A 25,325-nucleotide genomic window follows, 5' to 3' on the forward strand; every position below is an offset into this window, starting at 1 on the left:
TGAAGGCGGGCGAGTTCAGTACCTTGCCGTTGACGGCGTCGCGGCGCGACGCGATGCCGGCCCGCGCAAGCCGCTTGGCTATGCGCTCGCCGGAAACAGCGACAGGCCGCGCCGCCGAATCGTTGTCGCCGGGCGGCATGCCGAGCTTCGGTTTCCTGGTCTTGTTCTTGGGTCTGTCGTTCATTCTGGCCTTTGCCTTTCGGGGCGGCTAGGTATCAGGAAGCAGTGCAGCTTTCGAGAGGAAATATGAGCGACCGGCAAAAGGCCAGCCGCCCCGACTTCATGGGCGAAGCCCTGCGGCAGGCCCGGCAGGCGGCAGAGCGCGGCGAAGTGCCTGTGGGCGCGGTGCTCGTGCTCGACGGGAAAATCCTCGCCAGTGCCGGCAACCGTACCCGCGAGTACGGCGACCCGACCGCCCATGCCGAGATGCTGGTCATCCGTGAAGCCTGCCGCTCGCTCTCGGCCGAGAGACTGACGGGCGCCGATCTCTATGTAACGCTGGAACCTTGCGCCATGTGTGCGGGAGCCATTTCCTTCGCGCGCCTGCGGCGGCTCTATTTCGGGGCGGAGGACGAGAAAGGCGGCGCGGTGGTCAACGGGTCGCGCTTCTTTTCCTTGCCCACATGCCATCACGCGCCGGAGGTCTATTCGGGCATGTGCGAGACCGAGGCCAGCGATATCCTTAAAGCGTTTTTCCGCGAACGGCGGACGGATTGACCTACCCGCCGCAAAAACACGTCACTCCGTAGGATCTGCGATCAGTAGGGAACGGTATCCCGCTCCGGCGGCAGGTTTTCCTGTGCGCGGCCAGGCAGGTTGCGCCTTGCGTTACGCTTGGCCTCCCTCTGCTTGCGCCATTCGTCCTCGCCAACGTCGCCGACCGGCGCGGTGGACGCCGGCTGGCGATAGACCAGCGGCGGCTCGCTCAGATATTTGCGCTGGTTCGGGTTTCCCTGCTGACGCTCGGCCAGCCGCTCGTTGAATTCCTCACGGGTGCGGGCCGTATCGTTCATCGGTGCGATTTCGTTCCAGCGCCTGCGGGGCGGGGCCTTGCTTCGCGAGGCAGCTTTCATGATATCCGGATCAACTCCGCTGCTGTAGCTCGGGTTGTCCTGGTTGGCAGTCGCCTCGGCGCGGATGCGCGCCAGCCGCTGCTCGTTGGACTCCGGCCAGGCTGGATTCCCGACCGTCGCAACATCCTCCTGCGGCGGCGGCAGCACGGTCGTCGAAGCCGGCATCACGAGTCCGGGCCGCGGGGAATAGTCGATCGGCTCCTTCTTCTCGGAGGAGAAGGTCAGAGCCCCGGAAAGGTCTTCCAGAAGCTGTTGGTCGGCGGGCGTGCCGGTGCCATAGGTCGGCGCACCCATGCACCCCGCCAGGAGCAGGCCGGAAGCGGCCAATGTCGCGCAAAGGGCGGCCGATGCACGGAAAGACCGCAGACCGCGCTCATGCGCTCCAATGCCAAATCTCTTCACAGCTATCCCCTTCGAACCGCCGTGGCGGAATTCCACTTGTATTGCCCTCAAATGCCATTCCTCGGAAAATCCGGCGACAACAAGGCGTTCTGGTCGTTGTGCGCGTTTTATCGAACCTGTATGGCCGAAGCAATCACCGAAAGTGGCCGTCCGGCAACAGCGTCAGCGTGCTTCCACGTGCAATCGCATCCGTGGATGAATGGAGCAGACGACGGTGTAATCCCCTGGTTCCGGAAATATGATTTCGACCTTCTCGCCCGGTTTGTTGGCGCCGCTGGTAAATTTCAGCTTCGGATCGTTGACGTCGACGGTATGCGTCCGGGTGTCGTCGTTGAGAACCGAAACCGGGGCTCCGGCCTCGACCATCACCCTGCCGGGCATGAAAGCGAGATCCTGCTGCACGATCCGGTCCGTCTCGACCGGCTCCGCATCGGCAGCCGGCGGAAGCGGCGGACCGGCAAGCACGGCAATCTCCCTCTCCTCCATCGGGTTGGACACGTCGAGGCTCTCAAGAAATGCGATCAGATCGCTCCTTTCCTGCTCCGAAAGCGTAATCGGCTGGAGATCGGGCGACAGCGTCGGCCGCGCCACGATGCCGCTTTGGTAATGGTCCAGCACCGCCTGGAGATCGGGCAGCGAGCCGTCATGCATATAGGGCGCGCGGTCGGCGACATCGATCAGCGTTGGCGTCTTGAAGGCATGGCTGGCCTCGGCCACACCGATCACAGCCCCGCGCCCAGGATCATCCTCATCGGCAAGACCGATGTCGTGGAAGGCGCCGTCCGTGAAGGCGAAACCGGCATGGCAGCGGGCACAGCGCGCCTTGCCGTTGAAAAGGACGAAGCCGCGCTTCTCCGGGGCGTCCAACGCGTCCTCCTCGCCATCGATCCAGCGGGCAAAACGGTCAGGAGCGGGAACAAGCGTGCGCTCGAAGGTTGCGAGCGCCTCGAATATCCTTCCGGCGGTGACATCCGGGTTCTCTGGAAAAGCCCTGGCGAAGGCGGCGCGATAATCCGCGTCCGCCTTCAGGTCCGACACCACCACGTCCATCGACTGGTTCATCTCCACCCTGCTTTGGATCGGCATCATGGCCTGGGCTTCGAGGCTCGGCGCCCGGCCGTCCCAGAAGAAGGTCTCGCCCCAGGCAACGTTCCAGAGCGTCGGCGTGTGCCGATCGAGTTCCTCGCCGGCGGTGCCCGTACCCAGCGGTACGCCCTGTTCAAAGCCCAACTCGATCTGGTGACAGCTCGCGCAGGACATCGTTCCGTTGCCGGAGAGGACCGGATCGTGGAAGAGGCGGCGGCCGAGTTCGGCCTTTGCCGGCGAATAGGGATTTTCGACCGGGAACGGGATCCTGTCCGGCCGGGCATAAAGGGCCTTGAGACGGTCGAGCGCCGAGCCTCCGGCATCGGCGGAGGCTGCAAGCGCCATCCCGAAAAGGAAAGAGAGCCCCAGAGCCGCCATGAGGCCGCCGGGGCTACCCAAGCTACCGATTTTATGGGCCATTACGCCATTCGGCTATTCCGCTGGTAGCGCCAGCTCGATCTGCGAGACGGCCGCAAATACCTCGCCCGGTTCCATGACGGGCGCATCTGGGGGGACCGGCGCAGGCCATGCCTTTTTCAACTCCTCCAGGGCGGTTTCAACCGTCTTGCGCGTCCCTTCGTCAAGATCAATATCGGCAAGCATCTGCTCGGCCACCATCACGAAACCGCGTGAATCCTGATATTCCACCACCAGTACGAACTTGCCGTCCTCCAGCGAGGCTTCGTATTCCTCGGCAGCCGTGGCCAGCACCGCCTTCAAGGCCTCGACCTTGGTCGCATTGTCCATCTCGCCGGTCGTTTCCAGGGCGCCGTCCAGCGCCTTCTGGACTTCGTCGAGACGCGGTTGGAATTGACTCTCATCCTTGTTCTTGACGGCAGAGGCCAGCATCAGAAGCTCGTCACCGAAAGGATCGATGCCGTATTCGACGATCGCTTCAGAGACATCGGCATAAATCTCGATGGATGGATGCAGGAAATGGACCAGCGCCTCATCCCACATGCCTTCCTTGACAAGTTCGCTGCCGACCGAAAGATGACCGCGGATAAGCGCCATATTGGACAGGAAAGCAGCCGCGGGATCGGAAGCGGCGCCGCCTTCTCCACCCTCGCCACCTTCACCTCCTTCGCCGCCCATGGAATGCTGGGCCAGGCGAATGGCGTGGCCGGCATGGGAATCAGCAGAGGGGGAATCAGCAGCGGGGCCATGAAGCGCCGGCGCCGATGCTGCGGTTGCGGCAGCCGGAGGCGATGCCTGCGCATCCAGCGCTCCACCAAGCCCCACTCCGGTCAGGACGCTCGCTCCTACACCTACCCAGATCCGCGTGCGCTTTTTCATCTCATGTCCTCCGGTGGCGTCCATCAAGCCTGTCGACGGCCTTTTCATACCGTGCTAGCAAGTCAGGAGTCCAGCACGATTATGGACTAAGTTATTGTTTTTCTATCGGAATTTGGAATCCTTCTAAAACTGGACAGTGAAGTTCTTGTTTTTGAAGGAGAATCGGGAGAGCGGCCCATGTATCTGATCATTCCGGAAGTCCTGTCGCCTGAGGAGGTGGAGGAGGCGCGCGGCGTGATTTCGCGCTCCGACTTTGCCGACGGGCGCGAAACGGCCGGCTGGCACGCGCGCTTGGTCAAGAAGAACGAACAGGCCCGGCGCGGCTCGCCCGAGATGGAGGCGCTCAAGCGCAAGCTCTCGGCAAAGCTTCTGGAGAACGCGCTCTTCCGCAGCTTCGTCCGGCCCAAGGCGCTGACGCCGCTGATCATCAGCCGCTATCGCGAAGGCATGACTTACGGCAGCCATGTGGACGACGCGATCATGGGCGGGATACGCACCGACGTCTCCTTCACGCTCTTCCTGTCCGACGAGACGACCTATGACGGCGGCGCGCTGGTGATCGAGAGCACGGCCGGCGAGGACGACGTGCGGCTGCCGGCGGGCAGCCTTGTTGCCTATCCGTCCACCACCCTGCACCGCGTCGAGCCGGTGACGCGTGGAGAGAGGCTTGCCGCCGTCGGCTGGGCGCGCAGCTTCGTGCGTGATCCGGCGTCGCGCGAGATCCTGTTCGATCTCGACAATGCACGCCAGATGCTTTTCGAAGCGGGCGGCAAAACGCCTGCCTTCGATCTGGTCTCCAAAGCGCAGGCGAATCTTGTCCGCCGCTGGGCGGAAGATTAAAGCCTTCCCAGCGCCGCCAGTTCTCGCAGAGCTGCGGCGTCGCGCGCCGAGACGTCGGGATATTCCGGATCGGAGCCGACATCGTCGGTGTAGCGCCAGGAACGGGCGCATTTCCGACCTTTGGCCCGCGCGAAGACGACCGCCACGCCCTTCACCTCGTCAAGCGTGAAGGCATCGGCCGGCGGCTCCCCGGCCGAAATCGTGATGCCACTGGTGATGCAGATCTCGGCCATGTCGCGGTCGGCGATAGCAGCGCGCAGCTCCGGATCGGTGACATGGACGACAGGTGCCGCCTCCAGCGAGGAGCCGATCGTCTTTTCCTTGCGTTCGATCTCGAGCGCGCCGGTGACCACCCGGCGCACCTGACGCACCTTGCGCCACTTCGCCGCCAGCGCCTCATCCCTCCATTCGGCAGGAATGGCCGGAAACTGCTCCAGATGGACCGAAACAGCCTCCGGATGGCGATCCAGCCATGCCTCCTCCATGGTGAACGGCAGCATCGGCGCCAGCCATTTGACGATCGCATCGAAGAGATGGCGCACCACCTGGATCGCAGCCTTGCGGCGCATGCTGGAGGGTGCATCGCAGTAAAGCGCATCCTTGCGCACGTCGAAATAGAAGGCGGACAAATCGACCACCATGAAATCGAGCAGGGCCTTGGTGATCCGTTTGAAGTCGAAGGCGTCATAGCCCTTGCGCACCAGATCATCGAGCTCTGCCAGCCGATGCAGCATCAGCCGCTCGAGTTCCGGCATCTGGTCCAGCAGCACCTCCTCGCCCTCGTCATGGGCGAGCGTGCCGAGCATCCAGCGGACCGTGTTCCGGAGCTTGCGGTAGGCGTCGATATTGGTCTGCAGCACGTTCTTGCCGAGGCGCTGGTCCTCCCAATAATCGGTCGTCATCACCCACAGACGCAGGATGTCGGCGCCCGACTGCTTCATCACATCCTGCGGCACGACCACATTACCGAGGGACTTCGACATCTTGCGGCCGTCCTCGTCCATGGTGAAGCCATGGGTAATGACTGCCTCATAAGGCGCGCGGCCGCGGGTGCCGCAGCTTTCCAGCAACGAGGAATGGAACCAGCCGCGATGTTGGTCTGAGCCTTCCAGATAGACATCCGCCGGCCATTTAAGGTCGGGCCGATCCTCCAAGGTGAAGGTATGCGTCGAGCCGGAATCGAACCAGACATCGAGGATGTCGGTCACCATCTGCCACGGCTCGTTGGCACGCGAACCAAGGAAGCGCTCGCGCGCGCCCTCGGCGAACCAGGCGTCCGCCCCTTCCTTCTCGAAGGCTTCGAGAATGCGGGCATTGACCGCCTCGTCCTTCAGCACCTCGCCTTGATCGTTGGTGAAAACGCAGATAGGCACGCCCCAGGCACGCTGGCGCGAGAGGACCCAATCGGGGCGCTCCTCGATCATGGCGCGCAGGCGGGTCTGGCCGGCCGCCGGCACGAAGCGCGTAGCGTCGATGGCGGCCAGGGCGCGGGTGCGCAGCGTGTCAGGTGTTTTTTCACCCCCTCCCGCACCTTCGGCGCGACCTCCCCCATCAGAGGGGGAGGTAGAATCAGCGCCAAGCCCATAGCCGCCCAGCTCCTTGTCCATGTGGACGAACCATTGCGGCGTATTGCGGAAGATGACCGGCTTCTTCGAGCGCCAGGAATGCGGGTAGGAGTGCTTGAGCCTGCCGCGTGCAAAGAGCTTGTCGACGGCGATCAGCGCTTCGATCACAGCCTTGTTGGCATCGCCCTTCTTGCCGTTGTCGTCGATGACGCGCGCGGCACCACCCTCGCGATCCGGCCCGAAGCCCGGCGCGTCGGCAGTGAAATAACCGGCATCATCGACCGTGAACGGAATGCGCGTATCGATGCCGCGCGCCTCTAGCTCCTTCGCATGATCCATCCAGGCATCGAAGTCCTCGCGGCCGTGGCCGGGTGCAGTGTGGACGAAGCCGGTACCAGCGTCGTCGGTAACGTGGTCGCCGGGGAGCATGGGAACGGCGAATTCGTAGCCGCCGCCAAGGCCCTTGAGCGGATGCGCCAGCGTGATTGCCGCCAGTTCATCTGCCGGAACATCACGCAAACGGTTGTATTGCAGCTTGGCCTTGGCGAAGGATTCTTCTGCCAGCGCATCGGCGAAGATCAGCTTCTCGCCCGGCTGCGGTCCGAAATCGTTCTCGGCCACCGTGACCTCGTAAAGGCCATATTTGATGCGCGGCGAGTAGGAAACGGCACGATTGCCGGGGATCGTCCAGGGCGTCGTCGTCCAAATGACGACATGAGCGCCGGCATGCCCATCCGGCCCTGAGGCAACGGGGAATTTCACCCAGATCGTATCCGACTCGTAATCCTGATACTCGACCTCGGCTTCTGCGAGCGCCGTCCTTTCGACCACGGACCACATCACCGGCTTGGAGCCGCGATAAAGCTGGCCGGACATGGCGAATTTCAGGAGTTCGCCAGCGATCCGTGCTTCGGCATGGAAGGCCATGGTCGTATAGGGGTTCTCGAAATCACCCTCGACACCGAGGCGCTTGAACTCGGCAGTCTGCACATTGATCCAATGCTGGGCGAATTCACGGCATTCCTTGCGGAATTCCACGACTGGCACTTCGTCCTTGTTCTTGCCTTTGGCGCGATACTGCTCCTCGATCTTCCATTCGATCGGCAGACCATGACAGTCCCAGCCGGGAACATAGTTGGAATCGTAGCCGCGCATCTGGAAGGAGCGTGTGATCACGTCCTTGAGGATCTTGTTCAGCGCGTGGCCGATATGGATGTTGCCGTTGGCATAGGGCGGGCCGTCATGCAGCACGTAGAGCGGCCGGCCCTTGGCGTTTTCGCGCAGGCGCTTGTAGAGGCCGAGCTTCTGCCAGCGTTCGACAAGCTGCGGCTCCTTCTCGGGAAGCCCGGCCCGCATGGGGAAATCGGTCTTCGGCAGGTAGAGGGTCTTGGAATAGTCGATATTTTCGGACGTGTTCGTCATTGTCTCGCCATCGGGGAGAGCCGGCGCCGTATGGCCCGGCAAAGCCAAATCTCATGAAGCGGATTTGCGCGGCGGGCGCGCGGAAACTCCCGGACCTTCCGACGGCTCAGGCCGCCCGGAAGGCCGGGCCGATAATTCGTATGGCCAGCGGCATGAAACCGTTGCTCTCAGTCATGGCTCGCGCTTTTAGCCGAGACGGAGCCGATAATAAAGGGGCGATCGCGTGCCATCGGCCCGGCCGAGTGCTGAAGTTTCCCGGGCATCGTCATCCCGGCTGAACAAAGTGAGAGCCGGTATCCATTCCGTGATTGTTCATGCTCCGGAACGGCTCCCGGATAGCCTCCGCCGCGCTTCGGCGTCCGGGATGACGCCGTGGCATTCAGTCCTGAAACGCGAGGGCACGATCGAGCTCCGACAGCGGCCGGACACCGGAAAGCAGGACCCGCGCCTCCTCCTCGTCCCGCTTCATCTGGGCGACGAGCGCGTCCAGCCCGTCGAACTTCTCTTCCTTGCGGAGCAAGCCGAAGATGGAGACAGAGCAGGTCTCGCCATAAAGGTCGTCGGAGAAATCGAAGACGAAGGTCTCCAGCAGCGGCACGCCGTCCACGTCCACCGTGGGGCGTCGGCCGAAACTCGCCACCCCATCATGCAGACTGCCGTCGGCGCGGCGCAGGCGGACTGCGTAAATGCCGTGGAGAAGACCCGTCTCGACAGGCAGCGCCATATTGGCAGTCGGATAACCCAGGGTGCGGCCGAGTTTTTTGCCGCCCGTCACCTCCGCCTCGACCGTGAAGCGGTAGCCGAGCAGGCCGGCGGCTTCGGCCACGCGGCCTTCTCCAAGCAGGGCGCGGATGCGCGTCGAGGAGATCACCTCGCCGCCTTCATCGCCATAGGCTTCCGCCATGGTGACCTTGAAGCCATGCCGTTCACCGGAAACGGCCAGCGTTTCGGGATTACCCTTCCTGTCCTTGCCGTAGTGGAAATCGTAGCCGGTCACCGCATGCGAGACACCGAGGCCGTCCACCAGCACCTCTTCCACGAAGGCATCGGGCGAATGCGATGCCAGGTCGCGCGTGAAAGGCTGCTCTATCACTGCATCAAAGCCCAATTCGGCCAGGAGGCGCGCCTTCATGGAGGCTGGCGTCAGGCGGAAAAGAGGTACATTCGGACGGAAGAAGGTCTGCGGATGCGGCTCGAAAGTCAGCACCAGCGCCGGGATATCCTTCTCCGCTGCGATCTCCAGCGCCGGCTGCAACACGGACTGATGGCCGCGATGCACGCCGTCGAAATTACCGATGGCGACCACGCTGCCCCTGAGACTGGAAGGCAGACGGGCCGGGTCACCGATGCGCTGGAACCGCTTCATCGCCGCCGTCGCTCCTATCGCAAGCGAGGAATGGCAGCGGCGACCTCATAGCCATGCCGTTCCAGGAAGGCCGTGAGCAGCGCCGGATCGGGCGCGTCGGGCTCGCCATATTCGCGGGAATGGATGCCGGCCGTGACATAAAGCACATCGATACCCATGCCGGCGGCACCCTTCACGTCGGTCAGCATACCGTCGCCGATGGCGAGCGCATCCTTGGGACCGACCTCGCGGCCCAGTACCTCGCCGGCCGCCTTCAATGCCGCGTCGTAGATCGGCCTGTGGGGCTTGCCGGCGATCATGGTCCGGCCGCCGAGCTGGCCGTAGTCGCGTGCCAGCGCCCCGGCGCACCAGATCAGGACATCCCCGCGCTCGACCACGATATCCGGATTGGCGCAGATGAATGGAAGATCACGCATGCGCAGCCTTTGCAGCATCTCAGCATAATCCTCCGGCGTTTCGGTGCGGTCGTCGAACAGCCCGGTGCAGACCACCGATGAGGCCTCGAATTCCTCCACCAACTCGACATCGATCCCGTCATAGATCGTGACGTCGCGCTCGGGGCCGAGATGGAACACCCGGCGCGGCCCATTGCTGATCAGGTCCCGTGTCACGTCGCCGGAAGTCACCACACGATCCCAGGCCTCGTCAGGCACATCCAGCATGCGCAACTGCTCCTGCACCGGTCCGTGCGGACGAGGCGCGTTGGTAATCAGCACCACCGCCTTGCCTTGTTCACGGGCACGGATCAGCGCCGCCGCGGCCTCGCGATAGGAATGCAGGCCGTTGTGCATGACCCCCCAGACATCGCAGAGAATGACCGAATAGCGATCTGTCAGCACATCGAGCGTGTCGATCATGACCGGTGTCTGCTGCATCGTATCTCCCGGGATTAAAGGCGAGCATCGAGTGCTGCCAAGGTCGCGCAGTCGGGGATTAGCGGAAGCCGCCCGGGCTGTCACGGGGTTTCGCGCATCAAGGGGCGCGACATGGAAGCGCCGATGGTTAAGGCCGCTTGCGGGGGAAGAGATGCCGAAGGCCTGACATATCCGGGAATGCGCAGAGGGGCGGCCGCGTCCGGGTCAACCGCGAGACGCTCACCGTCGCCCTTGCCGCTTCTGACCTTATCGGCTAGGACAGCCGCGCCCGCGCAACAGGGCGGGATTTTCATCGCACGGACGGATTTTCGAAATGGCTGACAAGGCGGACAAGGTGAAGGCACGGCTGCCGCGCGGCTTCATTGACCGCGACCCGGCCGACTTGCGCGCCGTCGACGAGATGATGGCGAAAATCCGCAAGGTCTACGAGCTTTACGGCTTCGAGCCGGTCGAGACGCCGCTGATCGAATATACCGACGCGCTGGGCAAGTTCCTGCCGGACCAGGACCGGCCGAACGAGGGCGTCTTCTCATTCCAGGACGACGACGAGCAGTGGCTCTCGCTGCGCTACGACCTGACTGCACCGCTCGCCCGCTTCGTGGCGGAGAATTTCGAGCGCCTTCCGAAGCCCTATCGCAGCTACCGCGCCGGCTGGGTCTTCCGCAACGAGAAGCCTGGGCCGGGTCGCTTCCGCCAGTTCATGCAGTTCGACGCCGACACCGTCGGCACGCCTGGCGTGGCAGCGGATGCCGAGATGTGCATGATGATGGCTGACGTGATGGAAGCGCTCGGCATCGCTCGCGGCGACTATGTCATCCGCGTCAACAACCGCAAGGTGCTCGACGGTGTGCTGGAGGCCATCGGGCTGGGCGGCGAGGCGAATGCCGGGCGGCGGCTGACCGTGCTGCGCGCCATCGACAAGCTGGACAAATTCGGGCCTGAAGGCGTGCGGCAGCTTCTCGGCAAGGGCCGGCTGGACGAGAGCGGCGACTTCACCAAAGGCGCGGAGCTGGATGAGGCGGCAATCGAAAAGGTGCTGGCCTATATCGAAACCGGCGCGATTGAGGACAATGAAGGTGTGGCGGAACTGGAGCAGATACGCGCTCTCTGCGCCGCTGCCGGTTATGACGATGGCCGCGTGAAGATCGACCCCTCGGTGGTTCGCGGCCTCGAATATTATACCGGCCCGGTCTTCGAGGCCGAGCTTCTGGCCGAGATTCCCAACGAGGAAGGCCTGGTGGTGCGCTTCGGTTCCGTCGGAGGCGGCGGGCGTTATGACGGGCTCGTCTCGCGCTTCCGCGGCGAGCCAGTGCCGGCGACTGGTTTCTCCATCGGCGTTTCGCGCCTGATGACGGCCTTGAAGAACCTCGGCACGCTCGACGCATCGGACACCGTCGCACCAGTCGTCGTGCTTGTCATGGACAAGGACACTGAAAGCCTGGGCCGCTACCAGAAGATGGTTTCCGATCTCCGCCGGGCGGGCATCCGCGCCGAGATGTATCTCGGCGGCGCCGGCATGAAGGCGCAAATGAAATATGCCGACCGGCGCGACGCGCCTTGCGTCGTCATCCAGGGCGGCGACGAGCGCGCGGCCGGCGAGGTACAGATCAAGGACCTGATCGAGGGCAAGCGTCTTTCGAAGGAGATCGAGGACAACAGGACCTGGCGCGAAAGCCGCCCGGCGCAGGTTTCTGTGCCCGAAAGCGAGCTGGTTGAGACGGTGAAGGCCGTTCTTGCCGCCCAGGCAGAGGACCGGGCGCGGGAAATCGGGCGCTAGCAATGCCTACTGAAAGAGGCAGCTTGTGCTGCTTTACCCCCCTCTGGCCTGCCGGCCATCTCCCCTTCAGGCCAGAAGAGGGTGCTCTTTTGCATCTTTCCCAAAAATGACTCTCCGCTATCCCGATTTCGCGCCGGATATTCTGGCTCTCTTCGCCGAACGGAAGGTTGAGCAGGTGGACGTGCCGATCATCCAGCCGGCCGATCCCTTTCTCGATATGGCCGGCGAGGATCTGCGCCGGCGCATCTTCCTCACCGAAAGCGAAACGGGCGAAAGCCTATGTCTGCGTCCGGAATTCACCATCCCCGTCTGCCTCGACCATATCGCCAAGGATGCCGAGACACCGCGGCGCTACGGCTATCTGGGAGAGGTTTTCCGGCAGCGGCGCGAAGGCGGCAGCGAATTCTTCCAGGCCGGCATCGAGGACCTTGGCGAGGCCGATACGGCGGCTGCCGACGCGCGTTCCGTCGCGGATGCTCATGCTTTGCTTGCTCGCGTGCTGCCGCAGCACATCCTGGACATCACCCTCGGAGACCAGGCGGTGTTTGAGGCCGTCCTTGCCGCCCTCGGTCTGCCGCGCGGGTGGCAGAAGCGGCTCGCGCGCGCCTTCGGCTCGCCGGAAATGCTGGAAACCGCGCTCGCCGACCTTGCCGATCCGGCCTCCAATGGCGAGTTGCCGGCTGACCTCGCCCGACTGGTTAACGCCGGCGATGACAGCCCGCTTGCCGCTCACATAGCAAAACAGATGAAAGCGACGGGCATCTCGCCCTCGGCCGGGCGAAGCCCCGAGGAGATAGCCCGCCGGCTGCGTGAAAAGGCCGAGCTTGCCAATGTGCGGCTTCCCGAAACCGCCTTTGCAGCGCTCAAGGAATTTCTGGCAATCCGCGTGCCCCTCGAGCAGGCGCCCTGCCGCCTTGCCGAATTCGCCGCCGGCGCCGGCATAGGCCTGGGTTCCGCACTCGACAATTTCATCGCCCGCGCGAAAGAGATCGGCCGGCAGGGCCTGCCGGTCGACGGCATACATTACGACGCCGCTTTCGGTCGGCCGCTAGATTACTATACCGGTCTCGTGTTCGAAATATCCACTCCTGGATTGGATCGTCCCCTTGTGGGCGGTGGCAGATATGACCGGCTCTTGACGCTATTAGGTGCGGAAAGTCCAATCCCGGGGGTCGGCTTCTCCGTCTGGCTCGACCGCATCGAGGCTCTTCGCGAGGGTTCGGCATGACACTGACGCTCGCTTTGCCCTCGAAGGGCCGCCTCAAGGAGGATGCCCTGGCGCGGCTTGCCGCCGCCGGCTATCCCGTGACACAGCCCGGCGACGAGCGGCGCTACCGGGCCCGCATGGAGGGGCATCCTGACATCCGTGTCGCCTTCCTGTCGGCCTCGGAGATCGCGCGGGAACTCGGCAATGGCGGGGTCGATCTGGGCATAACCGGCGAGGATCTCGTGCGCGAGGCGATTCCTGCTTGGGAAAATCGCGTCGAGATAGCCGCCCGGCTCGGCTTCGGCCAGGCAGATGTCGTGGTCGCCGTGCCGGAAGTCTGGTTCGACGTGGCAACCATGGCCGATCTGGACGACGTGGCGGCCGATTTCCGGCAGAGGCATGGGCGCAGGCTGCGCATCGCGACGAAATACTGGCGGCTGACGCAGCAGTTCTTCTCGCAGAAGCATGGCATCCAGGTCTACAGGATCGTGGAGAGCCTCGGCGCCACTGAAGGCGCGCCTGCGGCGGGATCGGCAGATGTGATCGTCGACATCACCTCGACCGGCTCGACGCTGGCGGCCAATCACCTCAAGGTGCTCGATGATGGCGTCATCCTGAAGTCGCAGGCCTGCCTGGTCGCTTCGCGAAAGGAAAGGCCGGCGGAAGCCGCCGGAATGATCGCGGATATGGCGAAGGCGCTGGAAAAGGCGGTCGGCTGACCGGAGCGCTGCATTTGTCGGGACCGCAACGGATAGCGAAACCGAAACGGAATCCTGTCTAGCCGTTCATCTTTAAATGGAAGCAGTTGGATGGCAGGGAAGAGGGGTGCGAAAACTAGGAAGCGATCGCTACTCCTCCACCACGCGCAGGCGCAACGAGCCGGAGCCGCGTACGCTCGTCGATGATCCGCCGTCCTCCGCAGCCTCGTCATCGGACACGGCCTTCCCCTCCAGCGCACCGAGCTCCAGCGCCTCGATCTTGGCGCCGCGCTTGGTCACCTTGTCGGTCGAGGTGAGGATCAGGTCGATATCCTTGTTGGCCTGCAAGAAATGAGTCTGCAGCTTTCGCACGCGGTCGTCCAGCCGCGATACATCCTCCATCAGCCGCGCCACCTCGCCCTGAATCAGATGCGCCTGCTCACGCATGCGGGCATCCTTCAAAACCGCCTGGATGACCTGGATGGACAGCATGAGGAGCGAAGGCGAGACGATGACCACGCGGGCGCGATGCGCCTTCTGGACCAGCGCCTCGAAATTCTCGTGGATCTCGGCGAAGATCGATTCTGACGGCACGAACATGAAAGCCGTGTCCTGCGTCTCGCCGGAAATCAGGTATTTTTCGGCGATCGCCTTGATATGCACCTCGACATCACGGCGAAAATTCTGCTGCGCATGTTTCTGCGCTTCCGCGCCACCCTCCTCCTCCGCAGCGCGGATCGCATGCCAGGATTCCAGCGGAAACTTGGCGTCGATGACGAGACCCGGCGCGCCGTTGGGCATCTTTATCAGGCAATCCGGCCGGCTGTTGTTCGACAGGGTCGCCTGGAACTCATAAGCCGAAGGCGGCAATCCGTCGGCAATGATCGCCTCCATGCGGGACTGGCCGAAGGCGCCACGCGTCTGCTTGTTGGCAAGGATCTGCTGCAGTTGCACCACCTGGCCGGCAAGCGACTGGATATTGTTCTGCGCCGTATCGATGACGGCAAGCCGCTCCTGGAGCTTGGCAAGATTCTCATGCGTCGACTTCGTCTGCTCGGTGATGGAATGGCCGAGCCGCGAGGTCATGCCGTCCAGCCGCTCGCTGATTGCCTTGTTCAACTCCGACTGGCGCGAGGAAAATATCTCGGCCAGCGTGCCCATCCGGCCCTGCATCTCGGCCTGCGCGCGGGTTATCTCGGTAAGCCGCGCCTCCGCCTCGCGGGCGCGCAAGGCCGCTTCCGCCTCGGCTTCGACGCGCGCGCGGCTGGAGCGCCACAGCATTGCAAGCATCACGACGAACACAGCAGACAGGCAAAGCCCCGAGAAAACGACAAAAGCGCCAAGCGTCACCGTGGTGGCGCCGAGTTGCAAAAGAGGCGCGGAGAAGAGTTCCTGAAGACCGTTCATGAAGCCAGCCTAGCCGATTCGGTTGGTCAATATAAGATCAAAACGTGAACATTCCATGCCATTCTCTGTTGACGCTTTATGGTCAAATGATTAGGTGACAGGCATGACGATCAGGCCCCTTGTTCTTCTCCCCGACCCCATCCTGCGCCAGGTTTCCAAGCCGGTGGAGCGTGTCGACGACGACCTCCTGCGGCTTGCCGACGATATGTTCGAGACCATGTATGACGCGCCGGGCATTGGCCTTGCTGCGATCCAGATCGGCGTGCCGTTGCGCATGCTGGTGATCGACCTCGCCAAGGACGAGCAGCCCAAGGAGCCGCATATCTTCATCAACCCGGAGATCGTGAAGCGCTCGGACGGGCTGAACATTCACGAGGAAGGCTGTCTTTCCATTCCTGAATATTATGCCGAGGTGGAGCGTCCGGCCGAGGTGACGGTCAACTATATCGACCGCGAGGGCAAGGAGCAGGTGATCGAAGCAGACGGGCTGATGGCCACTTGCCTGCAGCACGAGATCGACCACCTGAACGGCGTCCTGTTTATCGATCATATTTCGAAGCTCAAGCGCGATATGGTCGTCAGACGCTTCAAGAAGCTGGCGCGTGAAAAGGCGCCGGACCGGCTGGTCGGCTAAAACGACAGCCGCATCTCCGTATCCGACCGGCTCCCGAGGAGTGGATCGCATGCCGTTACGCGTCGTCTTCATGGGAACGCCGGAATTCTCCGTCCCCACACTCGAGGCAATCGCCGCGGCTGGCCACGAGGTCGTTACCGTCTATACCCAGCCGCCACGGCCGGCAGGACGACGCGGGCTGGAACTGAAGAAATCGCCGGTCCATGAGGCGGCCGAACGTCTCCGCCTGCCCGTCCGCACGCCCGCTTCCCTCAGGCCGGAATCCGAGCAGAACGCATTCCGTGAGCTTGACGCGGATGTGGCCGTCGTTGTCGCCTACGGCCTTATTCTGCCCAAGCCGATCCTTGACGGCACACGGCTTGGCGCCTTCAATGGACATGCCTCGCTTTTGCCGCGCTGGCGCGGCGCCGCACCGATACAGCGCGCCATCATGGCAGGCGACGAGAAGACCGGCATGATGATCATGAAGATGGACGAAGGTCTCGATACCGGCCCGGTTGCGCTGACGCAGGAAGTCGCTATCGGGACCGACATGACGGCAGCGGAACTGCACGACCGCCTGAAGCTCGTCGGCGCCGACCTGATGGTACGCGCGCTCGACGATCTGGAGCACGGTAACCTGTCGCTCACGCCGCAGGCCGATGAGGGCGTCACTTATGCAAGCAAGATCAGCAAGGAGGAAACGCGGGTGGACTGGAACCGCCCTGCCCGTACCGTCCATGACCATATCAGGGGCCTTTCGCCCTTTCCGGGGGCATGGTGCGAAATGCCGATCGCAGGCAAGAGCGAACGCGTGAAGCTTTTGCGTTCAACCGTGGTGGAAGGCAATGGCCCTGCCGGTCAGCTACTGAACGGCGAGCTTACGGTTGCCTGCGCCGAAGGAGCCGTTCGCGTCACCGAATTGCAGCGTGCCGGCAGCAGGGCGATGACGGCGGCGGATTTCCTGACCGGCGCCAAGATTCCCGTTGGGACGAGGCTGCAATGAGCGCCGTCATCATCCGCCCCGAGGAACCCGGCGACGAGGCCGCAATCGCGCGCGTCGTGGAAGCTGCCTTCGGCAATCCCGGCGAGGCGCTGCTGATCGAAGCCTTGCGCGCCGATGGCGATGTGGTGCTGTCGCTGGTGGCGGAACGCGACGGCGAGATACGCGGCCATATCCTGTTCTCCCGCCTCTTCGTAGTGAAAGACGAGAACCGGATACCGGCCGTGGCGCTGGCGCCGCTGGCTGTCGATCCGGACCATCAGGACGAAGGCATCGGCACGGCACTGATCGACGAGGCCCATCTGCGCCTGCAGCAGAAGGGTGAGGACCTGTCGGTCGTGCTGGGCGACCCGGACTATTATGGCAAGTTTGGCTACACCCACGAGCGCGCCAGGGACTTTGCCAGCAACTATCAGGGCGAGGCGCTGCAGGCCTTGGCCTGGAATGATACTCCGCTGGAGGGGCAGCTCGTCTACCCTCGCGCCTTTTCCGCCCTTTCGTGATCCATGCCACGTTACCGCATCGACGTCGAATATGACGGGAGCCCCTATTCCGGCTGGCAACGTCAGGCGGGACAGCATTCCGTGCAGGCCGCGATCGAACAGGCAATCCTGCGCTTCTGCAGTCAGGAAGTGGTGCTGCGCGGAGCCGGGCGCACCGATGCCGGCGTGCATGCGACCGGCCAGGTGGCTCATTTCGATCTCGAAAAGAATTGGCCGGCGGAGACCGTGCGCGACGCGCTCAACGCGCATCTGACGATGGCCGGAGAGAAGGTCTCCATCCTCAATGCCGGGCGCGTCACGGACGATTTCGATTCCCGCTTCTCGGCCAGAAGGCGGCACTATCTCTACCGGATCATCAACCGCCGGCCGCCGCTTGCCCTGGAGTCCGGACGGGCCTGGCATGTCGCAAAGAGGTTAGACCATGAAGCCATGCATATGGCCGCGCAAAGGCTGATCGGTACGCATGACTTCACCACCTTCCGCTCGGTGCAGTGCCAGTCGAAAAGCCCGGTCAAGACGCTGGACCGGCTGGAGGTGATGCGCAGCGGCGAGCTGATCGAGATCCGCACCGATGCGCGCTCCTTCCTGCACAATCAGGTCCGCTCCATGGTCGGCACCTTGAAGCGGGTGGGCGAAGGAGCGTGGAACGCCGATGACGTGACAGCCGCGCTGGAGGCCAAGGACCGCGCCGCCTGCGGCCCGGTCGCGCCAGCCTGCGGGCTTTATCTGGTCGGCGTCGACTATGCCTGAGCTTCCGTCAGGACGTGCGGCTTCGGCCACGCCCCGGTGATGCCCGCCTGCGGCGGACGTTCCAGATAAGTCGAAAGCACGACATAGCTGCGCGTGGCGACAACTCCCGGCGTGGCGTAGAGGCGGGCGAGCAACCCTTCCAGCGCATGGGTATCATGCGCCCGTACCTTCAAAAGCATGCAGGTGTCGCCGGCAACCGAATGGATTTCCTCGACTTCCGGATGATCGCCGATAGCGATCAGCTCAGGGGTCTTGCCCCAGCCTCGCGTGTCCACATGAACGAAGGCAAGCAATGGTTTGCCGACTGCCTCGGCATCGATCAAGGCTGCGGTCCGCCGAATGATACCCGACCGTTTCAGCCGCTTGACCCGTTCATGTACTGCCGGGGCCGAGAGGCCAATGCAATCGCCCAGCTCGGCATAGCTTAGCGTGGCGTCGTTGGTCAGAATGCCTAACAGCTTTCGGTCCAAATCATCGATTCCACGATCCGAACCGCGTGCGCGCCGAACCATATGTGTTTTTTCTTGCATTCGGCTAATTCCTGTTGTCGCCGTTTCTTGTTCTGTCATCATAGCAATATGACGAAAATTGTTCAATCTACAGCACTGAATGCCTCCTCCATCCCTGCCGCAGCCTATCTTCTGACCGGCTGCATCAGCGTCATCGGCTCCAACTCGCTGGTGCTGGCGCCCATCGCGCCGAAGGTCGCCCGTTCTCTCGATGCGGCATTGCCGATGGTCATGTGGGCCTCGGCCGCTTTCGGCCTCGGCACGGCGCTCAGCGCCCTCTTTCTGGCTCGCTATATAGACCGCATGGGCGCATGGTGTATGCTGCGCCTCGCCTTTGCGGCGCTCGCCGCAGCCTTGGCAGGCAGCGCCGTCGCGCCCGGCCTTGCAATTCTGGTCGTCATGCAATTCGCTGCGGGTCTCTGCGCCGGCATTGCACTTCCTGCGATCTACTCCAATGCAGCCGCTATCGCGCCGCAGGGCCGCGAAAGCGCTACCATCGGCGTCGTCCTGACCGGCTGGACGCTGAGCATCGTCGCCGGCGTCTCACTCTCGACAGTCGTGGCCGATCATCTCGGCTGGCGGGCTGTCTATGGAGGCGTCGCCATGCTTGCCGCCACTGCCCTGGCGGCTCTGTGGCGCGGCGGATATCGCGACCGGCCCACAGCCCATGCGGCTCCCTCGCCGCTGGTCGGGCTTTCCGTGCCGGGCGTCGTGCCGCTGCTTCTGGCCTGCGGTGCCTTCATGTCCGCTTTCTACGGCGTCTACGGCTATCTCGGCGACCATCTGGTCAACGGGCTCGGACACCCAGTGAGGGCAAACGGCCTTGCCGCAATCGCCTATGGAGCAGGCTTCGGCGGGGCCGCCTTCCTCGACCACATCGTCGATCGGCTCGGCGCCCGGCGTGTCATGCCCTTCGCCTTCACGGCTGTCGCCGGCGTCTATGTTGCAATGATGTTTTCGGCCGGCAGCTTCGCGCTGCTCCTGGCGCTGCTCTTCGCCTGGGGCCTCACCAACCATTTCGGTCTCAATGTGCTGATCATGCGCCTCGGCTCCAGCGATCCCGAAAAACGCGGGACCATCATGGGGTTGAACAGCGCCGTGACTTATCTGGCAGTCTTCGTAGGCACGCTCGGCTTCGGCCCGCTCTATTCCACGTCCGGCTTCTCCGCGCTGACAGGTCTGGCGGCCGCATTGACGCTGGCTGCGGCCCTTGCGGCGGCATGGAGATAGCAGCCCTACTGCATGGAGAGGCCAAGCAGCGTCTGCAGGACGAACAACGCCACGAGCGAGGCGACGAACATGCCGCAGAACACCGACGTAGCGATGGCCGGTCCCTTGCCGATGGCAACATTGGTGAGCCGCCACAACAGCACCAGCGTCACGACAAACAGGCCCAGAGACAGCAAGGTGACCAGTTCAGTCGCGCCCGGCCAGAAGAGGCGGATCAGCGCCGGCGGCAACATGATCCACAAAGTGAGCGCCGAGGCCCAGTTCGTCGCCACCACATAATGCACGAAACGGTCGGCGATGCCGGCAGGCCTGGCGACGAGGGCGAGCACCGCGATGGGCAGGACCCAGGCCCCGAGATCGATGATGGCGAGGCGGATGACCAGTGCCAGCCGGCCCGCAAAACCCGGATCGAAGAGTGAGGAGTCATTGGCCACCGCCACCCAGCCAACCACCAGCGCCGGCAGGGCAACGATGATGGCGAAGAAGGAATTCCAGAAGCCGTCGACCGTGAGATCAAGCATGCGCAGCCCGTCCTGCCGGCCCATCATCAGCCTCCAGGCGCCGGAAAGATAGCGTTGGATTTCCTCGGCGGGCGGCATCTCCCGTTACCCGAACCAGTCTTCCAGGAAACGCTGGTAAATGCGTGTCAGCATTTCCAGATCCGCCAGCGGCACGCGCTCGTCCACCATATGCATGGTCTGGCCGACAAGGCCGAATTCGACCACCGGGCAATAATCCTTGATGAATCGCGCATCCGACGTACCGCCCGAGGTGGAAAGCCGCGGCTTCCGGCCCGTGACCGCCTCGATCGATCCGCTCAGGGTCCCGATCAGCTTCCCGTCGCGCGTCAGGAAGACCGGGCTCGGACGGTCGCGCCATGAAAGCTCGTAGGCGACAGGTTCCTCACGGCCCGGCCGCAGGCGCTTGTCCGCGGCGGCCCGATCGAGCCGCGCCATGATCTCCGCTTGCAGGCTCCCGACATCCCAGCAATCGTTGAAGCGGATGTTGAAAGCCGCAGTCGCCTTCGCCGGAATGACATTGGTCGCGGGATTGCCGACATCAATGCTCGTCACTTCCAGATTGCTCGGCTGGAAACGTTCGTTGCCCTTGTCCAAGGGGCTAGCGAGAAGCGCATCCAGCAAGGTCAGGAGACCGGGCACCGGATTGTCGGCCAGATGAGGATAGGCCACATGGCCCTGCCGGCCGGTCACGGTGAGCACCGCCGACAGCGAACCGCGGCGGCCGATCTTGATCATGTCGCCCAGTGTTTCAGGATTGGTCGGCTCGCCAACGATCGACGCGTCCCAGCGCTCGCCTCTGGCGGCGGCCCATTCGAGCAGCTTGACCGTGCCGTTGACGGCGGGACCCTCCTCGTCGCCGGTTATCAGGAAGGAGACGGAGCCTTTCGGCGTCCCCTTCGCCTCGACATACCGCGCAAGGGCAGCGACGAAACAGGCGATGCCTCCCTTCATATCGACAGTACCCCGGCCATACATCTGGCTATCGGCTACTGCGGCAGCGAATGGAGGATGCGTCCAAGCCGCATCGTCGCCCGGCGGCACGACATCCGTATGGCCGGCAAACATCAGATGCGGGCCTTCGGTGCCGAGGCGGGCATAAAGGTTCTCGATGTCAGCGCTGCCATCCTCCCGGAAGACCGGGCGTTCCACCGCGCAGCCGATCGGCTCGAGCATGGCCTGCAGCGCCGACAGCACGCCTGCCTCGTCGGGGGTGACCGAGGGGCAGCGGACAAGCGTGGTGAGATTGGCGGCGGGGTCGGTGGGCAGGCTCATGTAATGGATTGATAATCCAAGCAAACCCGTCTGTCACGCAATGAGAACGGTCCGCCCGCTTCTCGCCTCATTGCGGCGTGTTGGTCTGCGCTCCGTATTGGTTCGATCCCTCTTCGCCCGGTATCAGGCAAAGCGCGATGAAGGCGAAGAAATTGATGGGCGGGATGAACATCACCACCGACCACAGGCCCTGACGGCCTATGTCATGCAGCCGCTTGACGGCGAGCGCGGCCTGGCACCAGAGCGAGACAAAGACGACGATGCCGAAGATCGATTCCCACAGCTCCAGCCCGCGCCCGACCTCCTGCGCCACCGAAAGCCGGTAAAGGACGAAGGTCGTCACGACCATCATCATGAGGCCGGCAAGCAGGAATGCCGCCCGGCTGATGCGGCCGGACAGCCCGAAGAAGAGCCAGAATATGGATGGCTGGTTCACTGCTGGGCTCCGGTGAGCGCTGGGTCGAATCGGGTAATCTTAATCGCGAAGCAACTCGTTGATGGAGGTCTTGGAGCGCGTCTTCTCGTCCACCTTCTTCACGATCACAGCGCAATAGAGGCCGGGGCCGGGCTCGCCATTGCCCATCGGCTTGCCGGGCAGCGTACCGGCCACGACCACCGAATAGGGCGGAACCTCGCCATAGGTGATGCTGCCGGTCTCGCGATCGACGATCTTGGTGGACTTGCCGATGAAGACGCCCATGCCGAGCACCGAGCCTTCGCGCACGATGCAGCCTTCCACCACTTCCGAGCGGGCGCCGATGAAGCAGTTGTCCTCGATGATGGTCGGGCCGGCCTGCATAGGCTCCAGCACGCCGCCTATGCCGACGCCGCCTGAAAGATGCACATTCTCGCCGATCTGCGCGCAGGAACCCACAGTGGCCCAGGTATCGACCATGGTTCCCTTGCCGACATAGGCGCCGAGATTGACGAAGGAAGGCATCAGGACCGCGCCAGGCGCGATATAGGCGGAGCGGCGCACGACGCAATTAGGCACCGCGCGAAAACCCGCCTTCTCGAACTCGTTGGCGCTCCAGCCGTCGAACTTGGAAGGCACCTTGTCCCACCAGACGGCTTCGCCCGGTCCGCCTTTGATGACCTCCATCGGATTGAGCCGGAAGGAGAGCAGTACGGCCTTCTTGAGCCACTGATTGACATGCCAGTTTCCGTCGCTGCCGCGCTCGGCCACCCGCACCTCGCCACGATCGAGGAGATCGAGCGCCGTCTCCACGGCCTCACGGATTTCTCCTCGCGTGCTGGAGCTGATTGCCTCGCGCCCTTCGAAAGCCTCCTCGACGGACCTCTCAAGCGCGCCTATATCCGGTCTGGTCATGGAAATTATCCCGCTACACAAGCTGTTAAGAGCAAGTCTCTACGATCTGCGATATGAGCGACCTGCAAGTCGGCGCGGAACCTATGCGAAGCATTCAGGAGGGTCAATCAGGAGACGCGTCACAGGGCGACGCCAAATATCGGGGAGACGGGCGAAATGAATCCTGAAGACAAGTCGGGCTGGACGCCCCTGCCCCATTCGGACGAGGATCTGAAACGCGCCAAAAGCGTACCGGATACGCCGCAGACGCGAGCGGCCACCTATCGCCTTGCCTGGGATGACGAAGATTTCCTGACGCGTCGCGAATTGCGGCCGGTGCGGCTGCAACTGGAACTGCTGAAACCGGAAATGATTCTTGCCGAGCGCGGCATCCGCTCGACGGTGATCATGTTCGGCGGTGCCCGGATACCCGAGCCCGGCGGCGAGGCCTGGGCGGCCAAGAACGAGACGCAGAAGAAGAATCTGGAGGCGAACAGCCGCTATTACGAGGAAGCGCGCCGTTTCGCCCGTCTGTGCTCGGAGCATTCCGCCACCGCCTATTACCGCGAATTCGTCGTGGTGACCGGCGGAGGTCCGGGCGTCATGGAGGCCGGCAACCGGGGTGCCGCCGATTGCGGCGCGCCCTCCATCGGCCTCAATATCGTGCTGCCGCATGAGCAGGCGCCGAACCTCTATGTGACGCCGGAGCTGTGCTTCAACTTCCACTATTTCGCCGTCCGCAAGATGCATTTCATGATGCGCGCCAAGGCGGTGGCCGTGTTTCCTGGCGGCTTCGGCACAATGGATGAACTGTTCGAGACACTGACGCTCATCCAGACCGGGCGCATGGAACGAGTTCCCGTGACCCTCTTCGGCAAGGAATTCTGGCAGCGCGCAATCAATCTCCAGTTCCTCGCGGAACAGGGAACCATCTCGCCTGGCGACGACGAGCTCATAACTTTCGTCGATACCGCGGAGGAAGCCTGGGAGACGATCCGCGCCTTCTACGAGTTCTGATCCTCGATTCGAAATTCGCGCCGAGCCTCATAGGTATCCAACGCGCGTCCATGCCGCAGCACATCCTGCTGGCGAGCGCGTCCCGCATGCGCTAATCAGACAGCATGGAGGATCGGCAGAAATATCTGAACTGGTTCGAGCAGTTGCGACGCGAGAGGAAGCTCTTCGCGCTTGTCGCCTGTCTTGCGCTTCTGCTCGGCATGTTCCAGCCGATCACGCGGACACACAGCGTCGGGCTAGACGGCCTTTCCATCATATGCCTGACGCATGACGGGGCGCTGCAGGACAAGGCGACGGGCAAATTACCGCCCTCCGGCCAGCACGACTGCCCCTTCTGCATTGCCGGCCATTTCTGCGGCGGCGCGCCGGCGCTCGCCAAGATCCTTGTCGCGGGGAGTCCCCTTTTCGGCCTGCCGATGGTCAGGACACTCACCAATCTCGCCGGCCTGCACGACCCTCTCTGGCACCTTCGCCCGAGTGCAGCGCCTCCTTCGATAAGGGCGCCGCCCGCCTCCGTCTGATCACTTCGAGCGCATCCGCAATGCAGGATGCCGTGCAATCAGATCAGATCGGATGACATAATCATGCACAGGAATATCACCATATTTGCTGCAGCCTCGGCGCTGTCGGCGCTTGCCACTCTGCCCGCTTCGGCGCATGCAACACTGGAAAAGGCGCAAGCCTCGGCCGGAGGCTACAAGGCCGTGCTGCGCATCCCGCATGGCTGCGACGGCGAGGCGACAAACCAGGTCCGCCTCGAAATCCCCGAAGGCTATATCGGCGTAAAGCCAATGCCGAAGCCCGGCTGGACTGTAGAGACCGAGAAGGGCAACTACGCCAAAAGCTACAATCTCCATGGGGAGGAAGTCGGCTCCGGCGTCAAGGCCGTCATATGGAAGGACGGCAATCTGCCGGACGAATTTTATGACGAATTCGTGGTCAACGGCACGCTTTCGGGGGTCGAGCCGGGTCAGCAGCTCTTCTTCAAGACGACGCAGACCTGCGCCAGCGGCGAGGTCGCCTGGACCGAGGAGCCCGCCGAGGGTCAGAACCCGCACGACCTCGAGCATCCGGCGCCGATCCTGACCGTCGCAGCCGGCGCTGACGAGCATTTGCATCATGCGCATGGCAGCGGGAATGCAGAGGCAGCGGAGGTCAAGGCAGGCGACCTGACCATCGGCGCCTCATGGGCACGCGCCATGTTGCCCGGCCAGCCGGCAGGCGGCGGGTACCTCGCCGTCACCAATGCGGGCAGCGAGGCCGACCGGCTGATCGGCGCTTCCTCGCCGGTTGCCGGCAAGGTCGAGATCCACACAATGTCCGTCACGGACGGGGTGATGACCATGCGCCCGATCAAGGACGGGCTGGAGATTCCGGCCGGAGCCACTGTCGAGCTCAAGCCCGGCGGCGAGCACATCATGTTCATGCAGGTCGAAACGCCCTTCAGGCAGGGCGATACGGTGCCGCTCACGTTGGAATTCGAGAAGGCCGGCAAGGTGGAAGTTTCGCTGCCGGTCCGCGCAGCCAATGGTGGCGAGGATCATTCCAGGCACTGAGACGCGTTAGCCACCGAGGGCCGGGTTG

At 63.3% G+C, this 25,325-nt stretch carries 25 protein-coding genes and 1 pseudogene; 13 read left to right on the forward strand and 13 right to left on the reverse strand.

Features of this window, described 5'->3' with window-relative positions; translation table 11 throughout:
* A pseudogene (locus L598_RS21385) lies at positions 1-184 on the reverse strand (pseudouridylate synthase); the annotation flags it as partial.
* Between the two features lie 62 nt (positions 185-246).
* Here L598_RS21385 and L598_RS07300 point away from each other — a divergent pair.
* Entirely contained in the window at positions 247-717 is a 471-nt protein-coding gene (locus L598_RS07300) for a nucleoside deaminase (RefSeq protein ID WP_246658668.1), read from the forward strand.
* Between the two features lie 41 nt (positions 718-758).
* Here L598_RS07300 and L598_RS07305 read toward each other — a convergent pair whose 3' ends face one another.
* The 3 genes from L598_RS07305 to L598_RS07315 form a co-directional block, all read right to left on the reverse strand.
* Positions 759-1,526, reverse strand: coding sequence for a hypothetical protein (locus L598_RS07305; RefSeq protein WP_246658669.1), 768 nt, complete (start codon positions 1,524-1,526; stop codon positions 759-761).
* 111 nt (positions 1,527-1,637) lie between these two features.
* The gene (locus tag L598_RS07310; RefSeq protein ID WP_144861316.1) at positions 1,638-2,981 is read right to left on the reverse strand and encodes a cytochrome c peroxidase; all 1,344 of its coding nucleotides are present in this window, start codon (positions 2,979-2,981) and stop codon (positions 1,638-1,640) included.
* A gap of 12 nt (positions 2,982-2,993) precedes the next feature.
* Entirely contained in the window at positions 2,994-3,857 is an 864-nt protein-coding gene (locus tag L598_RS07315; protein WP_144861317.1) for a hypothetical protein, read from the reverse strand.
* A gap of 177 nt (positions 3,858-4,034) precedes the next feature.
* On the opposite strand from L598_RS07315, the gene L598_RS07320 reads away from it, so the two are divergent.
* Positions 4,035-4,697 (forward strand): Fe2+-dependent dioxygenase, encoded by a 663-nt coding sequence (locus L598_RS07320; RefSeq protein WP_144861318.1) that lies wholly within the window; start codon positions 4,035-4,037, stop codon positions 4,695-4,697.
* Here the strand turns inward: L598_RS07320 and ileS are convergent.
* The 3 genes from ileS to L598_RS07335 all read right to left on the reverse strand — a co-directional run bounded on the left by ileS (position 4,694) and on the right by L598_RS07335 (position 9,925).
* Positions 4,694-7,684, reverse strand: a complete 2,991-nt coding sequence (ileS, locus tag L598_RS07325) for an isoleucine--tRNA ligase (protein ID WP_144861319.1) — start codon at positions 7,682-7,684, stop codon at positions 4,694-4,696. The genes L598_RS07320 and ileS overlap by 4 nt on opposite strands.
* Positions 7,685-8,063: 379 nt before the next feature.
* The gene (locus L598_RS07330) at positions 8,064-9,050 is read right to left on the reverse strand and encodes a bifunctional riboflavin kinase/FAD synthetase (RefSeq protein ID WP_144861320.1); all 987 of its coding nucleotides are present in this window, start codon (positions 9,048-9,050) and stop codon (positions 8,064-8,066) included.
* Positions 9,051-9,064: 14 nt separating this feature from the next.
* Positions 9,065-9,925, reverse strand: a complete 861-nt coding sequence (locus L598_RS07335) for a TIGR01459 family HAD-type hydrolase (RefSeq protein WP_144861321.1) — start codon at positions 9,923-9,925, stop codon at positions 9,065-9,067.
* A 313-nt stretch (positions 9,926-10,238) separates the two neighbouring features.
* Between L598_RS07335 and hisS the strand changes: the two genes are divergently transcribed.
* From hisS to hisG, 3 genes are all read left to right on the forward strand, one after another.
* Positions 10,239-11,702 (forward strand): histidine--tRNA ligase, encoded by a 1,464-nt coding sequence (hisS, locus tag L598_RS07340; protein WP_144861322.1) that lies wholly within the window; start codon positions 10,239-10,241, stop codon positions 11,700-11,702.
* Between the two features lie 106 nt (positions 11,703-11,808).
* Positions 11,809-12,930, forward strand: a complete 1,122-nt coding sequence (locus tag L598_RS07345) for an ATP phosphoribosyltransferase regulatory subunit (RefSeq protein ID WP_144861323.1) — start codon at positions 11,809-11,811, stop codon at positions 12,928-12,930.
* Positions 12,927-13,628, forward strand: coding sequence for an ATP phosphoribosyltransferase (gene hisG / locus L598_RS07350; protein ID WP_144861324.1), 702 nt, complete (start codon positions 12,927-12,929; stop codon positions 13,626-13,628). The genes L598_RS07345 and hisG overlap by 4 nt, the downstream gene beginning before the upstream one ends.
* Positions 13,629-13,757: 129 nt before the next feature.
* On the opposite strand, the gene rmuC is transcribed toward hisG, so the two are convergent.
* Positions 13,758-15,014 (reverse strand): DNA recombination protein RmuC, encoded by a 1,257-nt coding sequence (gene rmuC / locus L598_RS07355; RefSeq protein ID WP_144861325.1) that lies wholly within the window; start codon positions 15,012-15,014, stop codon positions 13,758-13,760.
* Positions 15,015-15,117: 103 nt separating this feature from the next.
* Between rmuC and def the strand changes: the two genes are divergently transcribed.
* Genes def through truA form a run of 4 tightly spaced genes read left to right on the forward strand, consistent with a single transcriptional unit; the run spans position 15,118 to position 17,883 of the window.
* The gene (def, locus tag L598_RS07360) at positions 15,118-15,648 is read left to right on the forward strand and encodes a peptide deformylase (RefSeq protein WP_144861326.1); all 531 of its coding nucleotides are present in this window, start codon (positions 15,118-15,120) and stop codon (positions 15,646-15,648) included.
* Positions 15,649-15,697: 49 nt separating this feature from the next.
* Positions 15,698-16,633: a methionyl-tRNA formyltransferase gene (fmt, locus tag L598_RS07365; RefSeq protein WP_144861327.1), complete on the forward strand. Its 936-nt coding sequence runs from the start codon at positions 15,698-15,700 to the stop codon at positions 16,631-16,633.
* The gene (locus L598_RS07370; protein WP_144861328.1) at positions 16,630-17,133 is read left to right on the forward strand and encodes an N-acetyltransferase; all 504 of its coding nucleotides are present in this window, start codon (positions 16,630-16,632) and stop codon (positions 17,131-17,133) included. Before fmt ends, L598_RS07370 begins: the two co-directional genes overlap by 4 nt.
* A 3-nt stretch (positions 17,134-17,136) precedes the next feature.
* Positions 17,137-17,883: a tRNA pseudouridine(38-40) synthase TruA gene (truA, locus tag L598_RS07375; RefSeq protein ID WP_144861329.1), complete on the forward strand. Its 747-nt coding sequence runs from the start codon at positions 17,137-17,139 to the stop codon at positions 17,881-17,883.
* Here truA and L598_RS07380 read toward each other — a convergent pair.
* Positions 17,874-18,413: an Lrp/AsnC family transcriptional regulator gene (locus L598_RS07380; protein WP_144861330.1), complete on the reverse strand. Its 540-nt coding sequence runs from the start codon at positions 18,411-18,413 to the stop codon at positions 17,874-17,876. The genes truA and L598_RS07380 overlap by 10 nt on opposite strands.
* Positions 18,414-18,461: 48 nt before the next feature.
* Here L598_RS07380 and L598_RS07385 point away from each other — a divergent pair, with 48 nt between their 5' ends.
* Positions 18,462-19,622, forward strand: coding sequence for an MFS transporter (locus L598_RS07385; protein WP_144861331.1), 1,161 nt, complete (start codon positions 18,462-18,464; stop codon positions 19,620-19,622).
* Positions 19,623-19,627: 5 nt separating this feature from the next.
* On the opposite strand, the gene L598_RS07390 is transcribed toward L598_RS07385, so the two are convergent.
* The 4 genes from L598_RS07390 to dapD all read right to left on the reverse strand — a co-directional run bounded on the left by L598_RS07390 (position 19,628) and on the right by dapD (position 22,745).
* Entirely contained in the window at positions 19,628-20,221 is a 594-nt protein-coding gene (locus L598_RS07390; RefSeq protein WP_144861332.1) for a transporter, read from the reverse strand.
* 6 nt (positions 20,222-20,227) lie between these two features.
* Positions 20,228-21,415: a succinyl-diaminopimelate desuccinylase gene (dapE, locus tag L598_RS07395; protein WP_144861333.1), complete on the reverse strand. Its 1,188-nt coding sequence runs from the start codon at positions 21,413-21,415 to the stop codon at positions 20,228-20,230.
* A 67-nt stretch (positions 21,416-21,482) separates the two neighbouring features.
* On the reverse strand, positions 21,483-21,851 hold the full coding sequence (locus L598_RS07400; RefSeq protein WP_186444951.1) for a DUF805 domain-containing protein: 369 nt from the start codon (positions 21,849-21,851) through the stop codon (positions 21,483-21,485).
* A 39-nt stretch (positions 21,852-21,890) separates the two neighbouring features.
* Positions 21,891-22,745 carry a 2,3,4,5-tetrahydropyridine-2,6-dicarboxylate N-succinyltransferase gene (gene dapD, locus L598_RS07405; RefSeq protein WP_144861335.1) on the reverse strand — a complete coding sequence of 285 codons (855 nt, stop codon included), beginning with the start codon at positions 22,743-22,745 and terminating at the stop codon, positions 21,891-21,893.
* 156 nt (positions 22,746-22,901) lie between these two features.
* On the opposite strand from dapD, the gene L598_RS07410 reads away from it, so the two are divergent.
* The 3 genes from L598_RS07410 (at position 22,902) to L598_RS07420 (ending at position 25,297) form a co-directional block, all read left to right on the forward strand.
* On the forward strand, positions 22,902-23,741 hold the full coding sequence (locus tag L598_RS07410) for an LOG family protein (RefSeq protein ID WP_144861336.1): 840 nt from the start codon (positions 22,902-22,904) through the stop codon (positions 23,739-23,741).
* A gap of 104 nt (positions 23,742-23,845) precedes the next feature.
* Positions 23,846-24,262 (forward strand): hypothetical protein, encoded by a 417-nt coding sequence (locus L598_RS07415; RefSeq protein ID WP_144861337.1) that lies wholly within the window; start codon positions 23,846-23,848, stop codon positions 24,260-24,262.
* Positions 24,263-24,325: 63 nt separating this feature from the next.
* Positions 24,326-25,297: a DUF1775 domain-containing protein gene (locus L598_RS07420; protein ID WP_144861338.1), complete on the forward strand. Its 972-nt coding sequence runs from the start codon at positions 24,326-24,328 to the stop codon at positions 25,295-25,297.
* Positions 25,298-25,325: the final 28 nt, after the last annotated feature.

The sequence above is a fragment of the Mesorhizobium sp. J18 genome, assembly GCF_007829525.1.
GTDB lineage: Bacteria > Pseudomonadota > Alphaproteobacteria > Rhizobiales > Rhizobiaceae > VLJP01.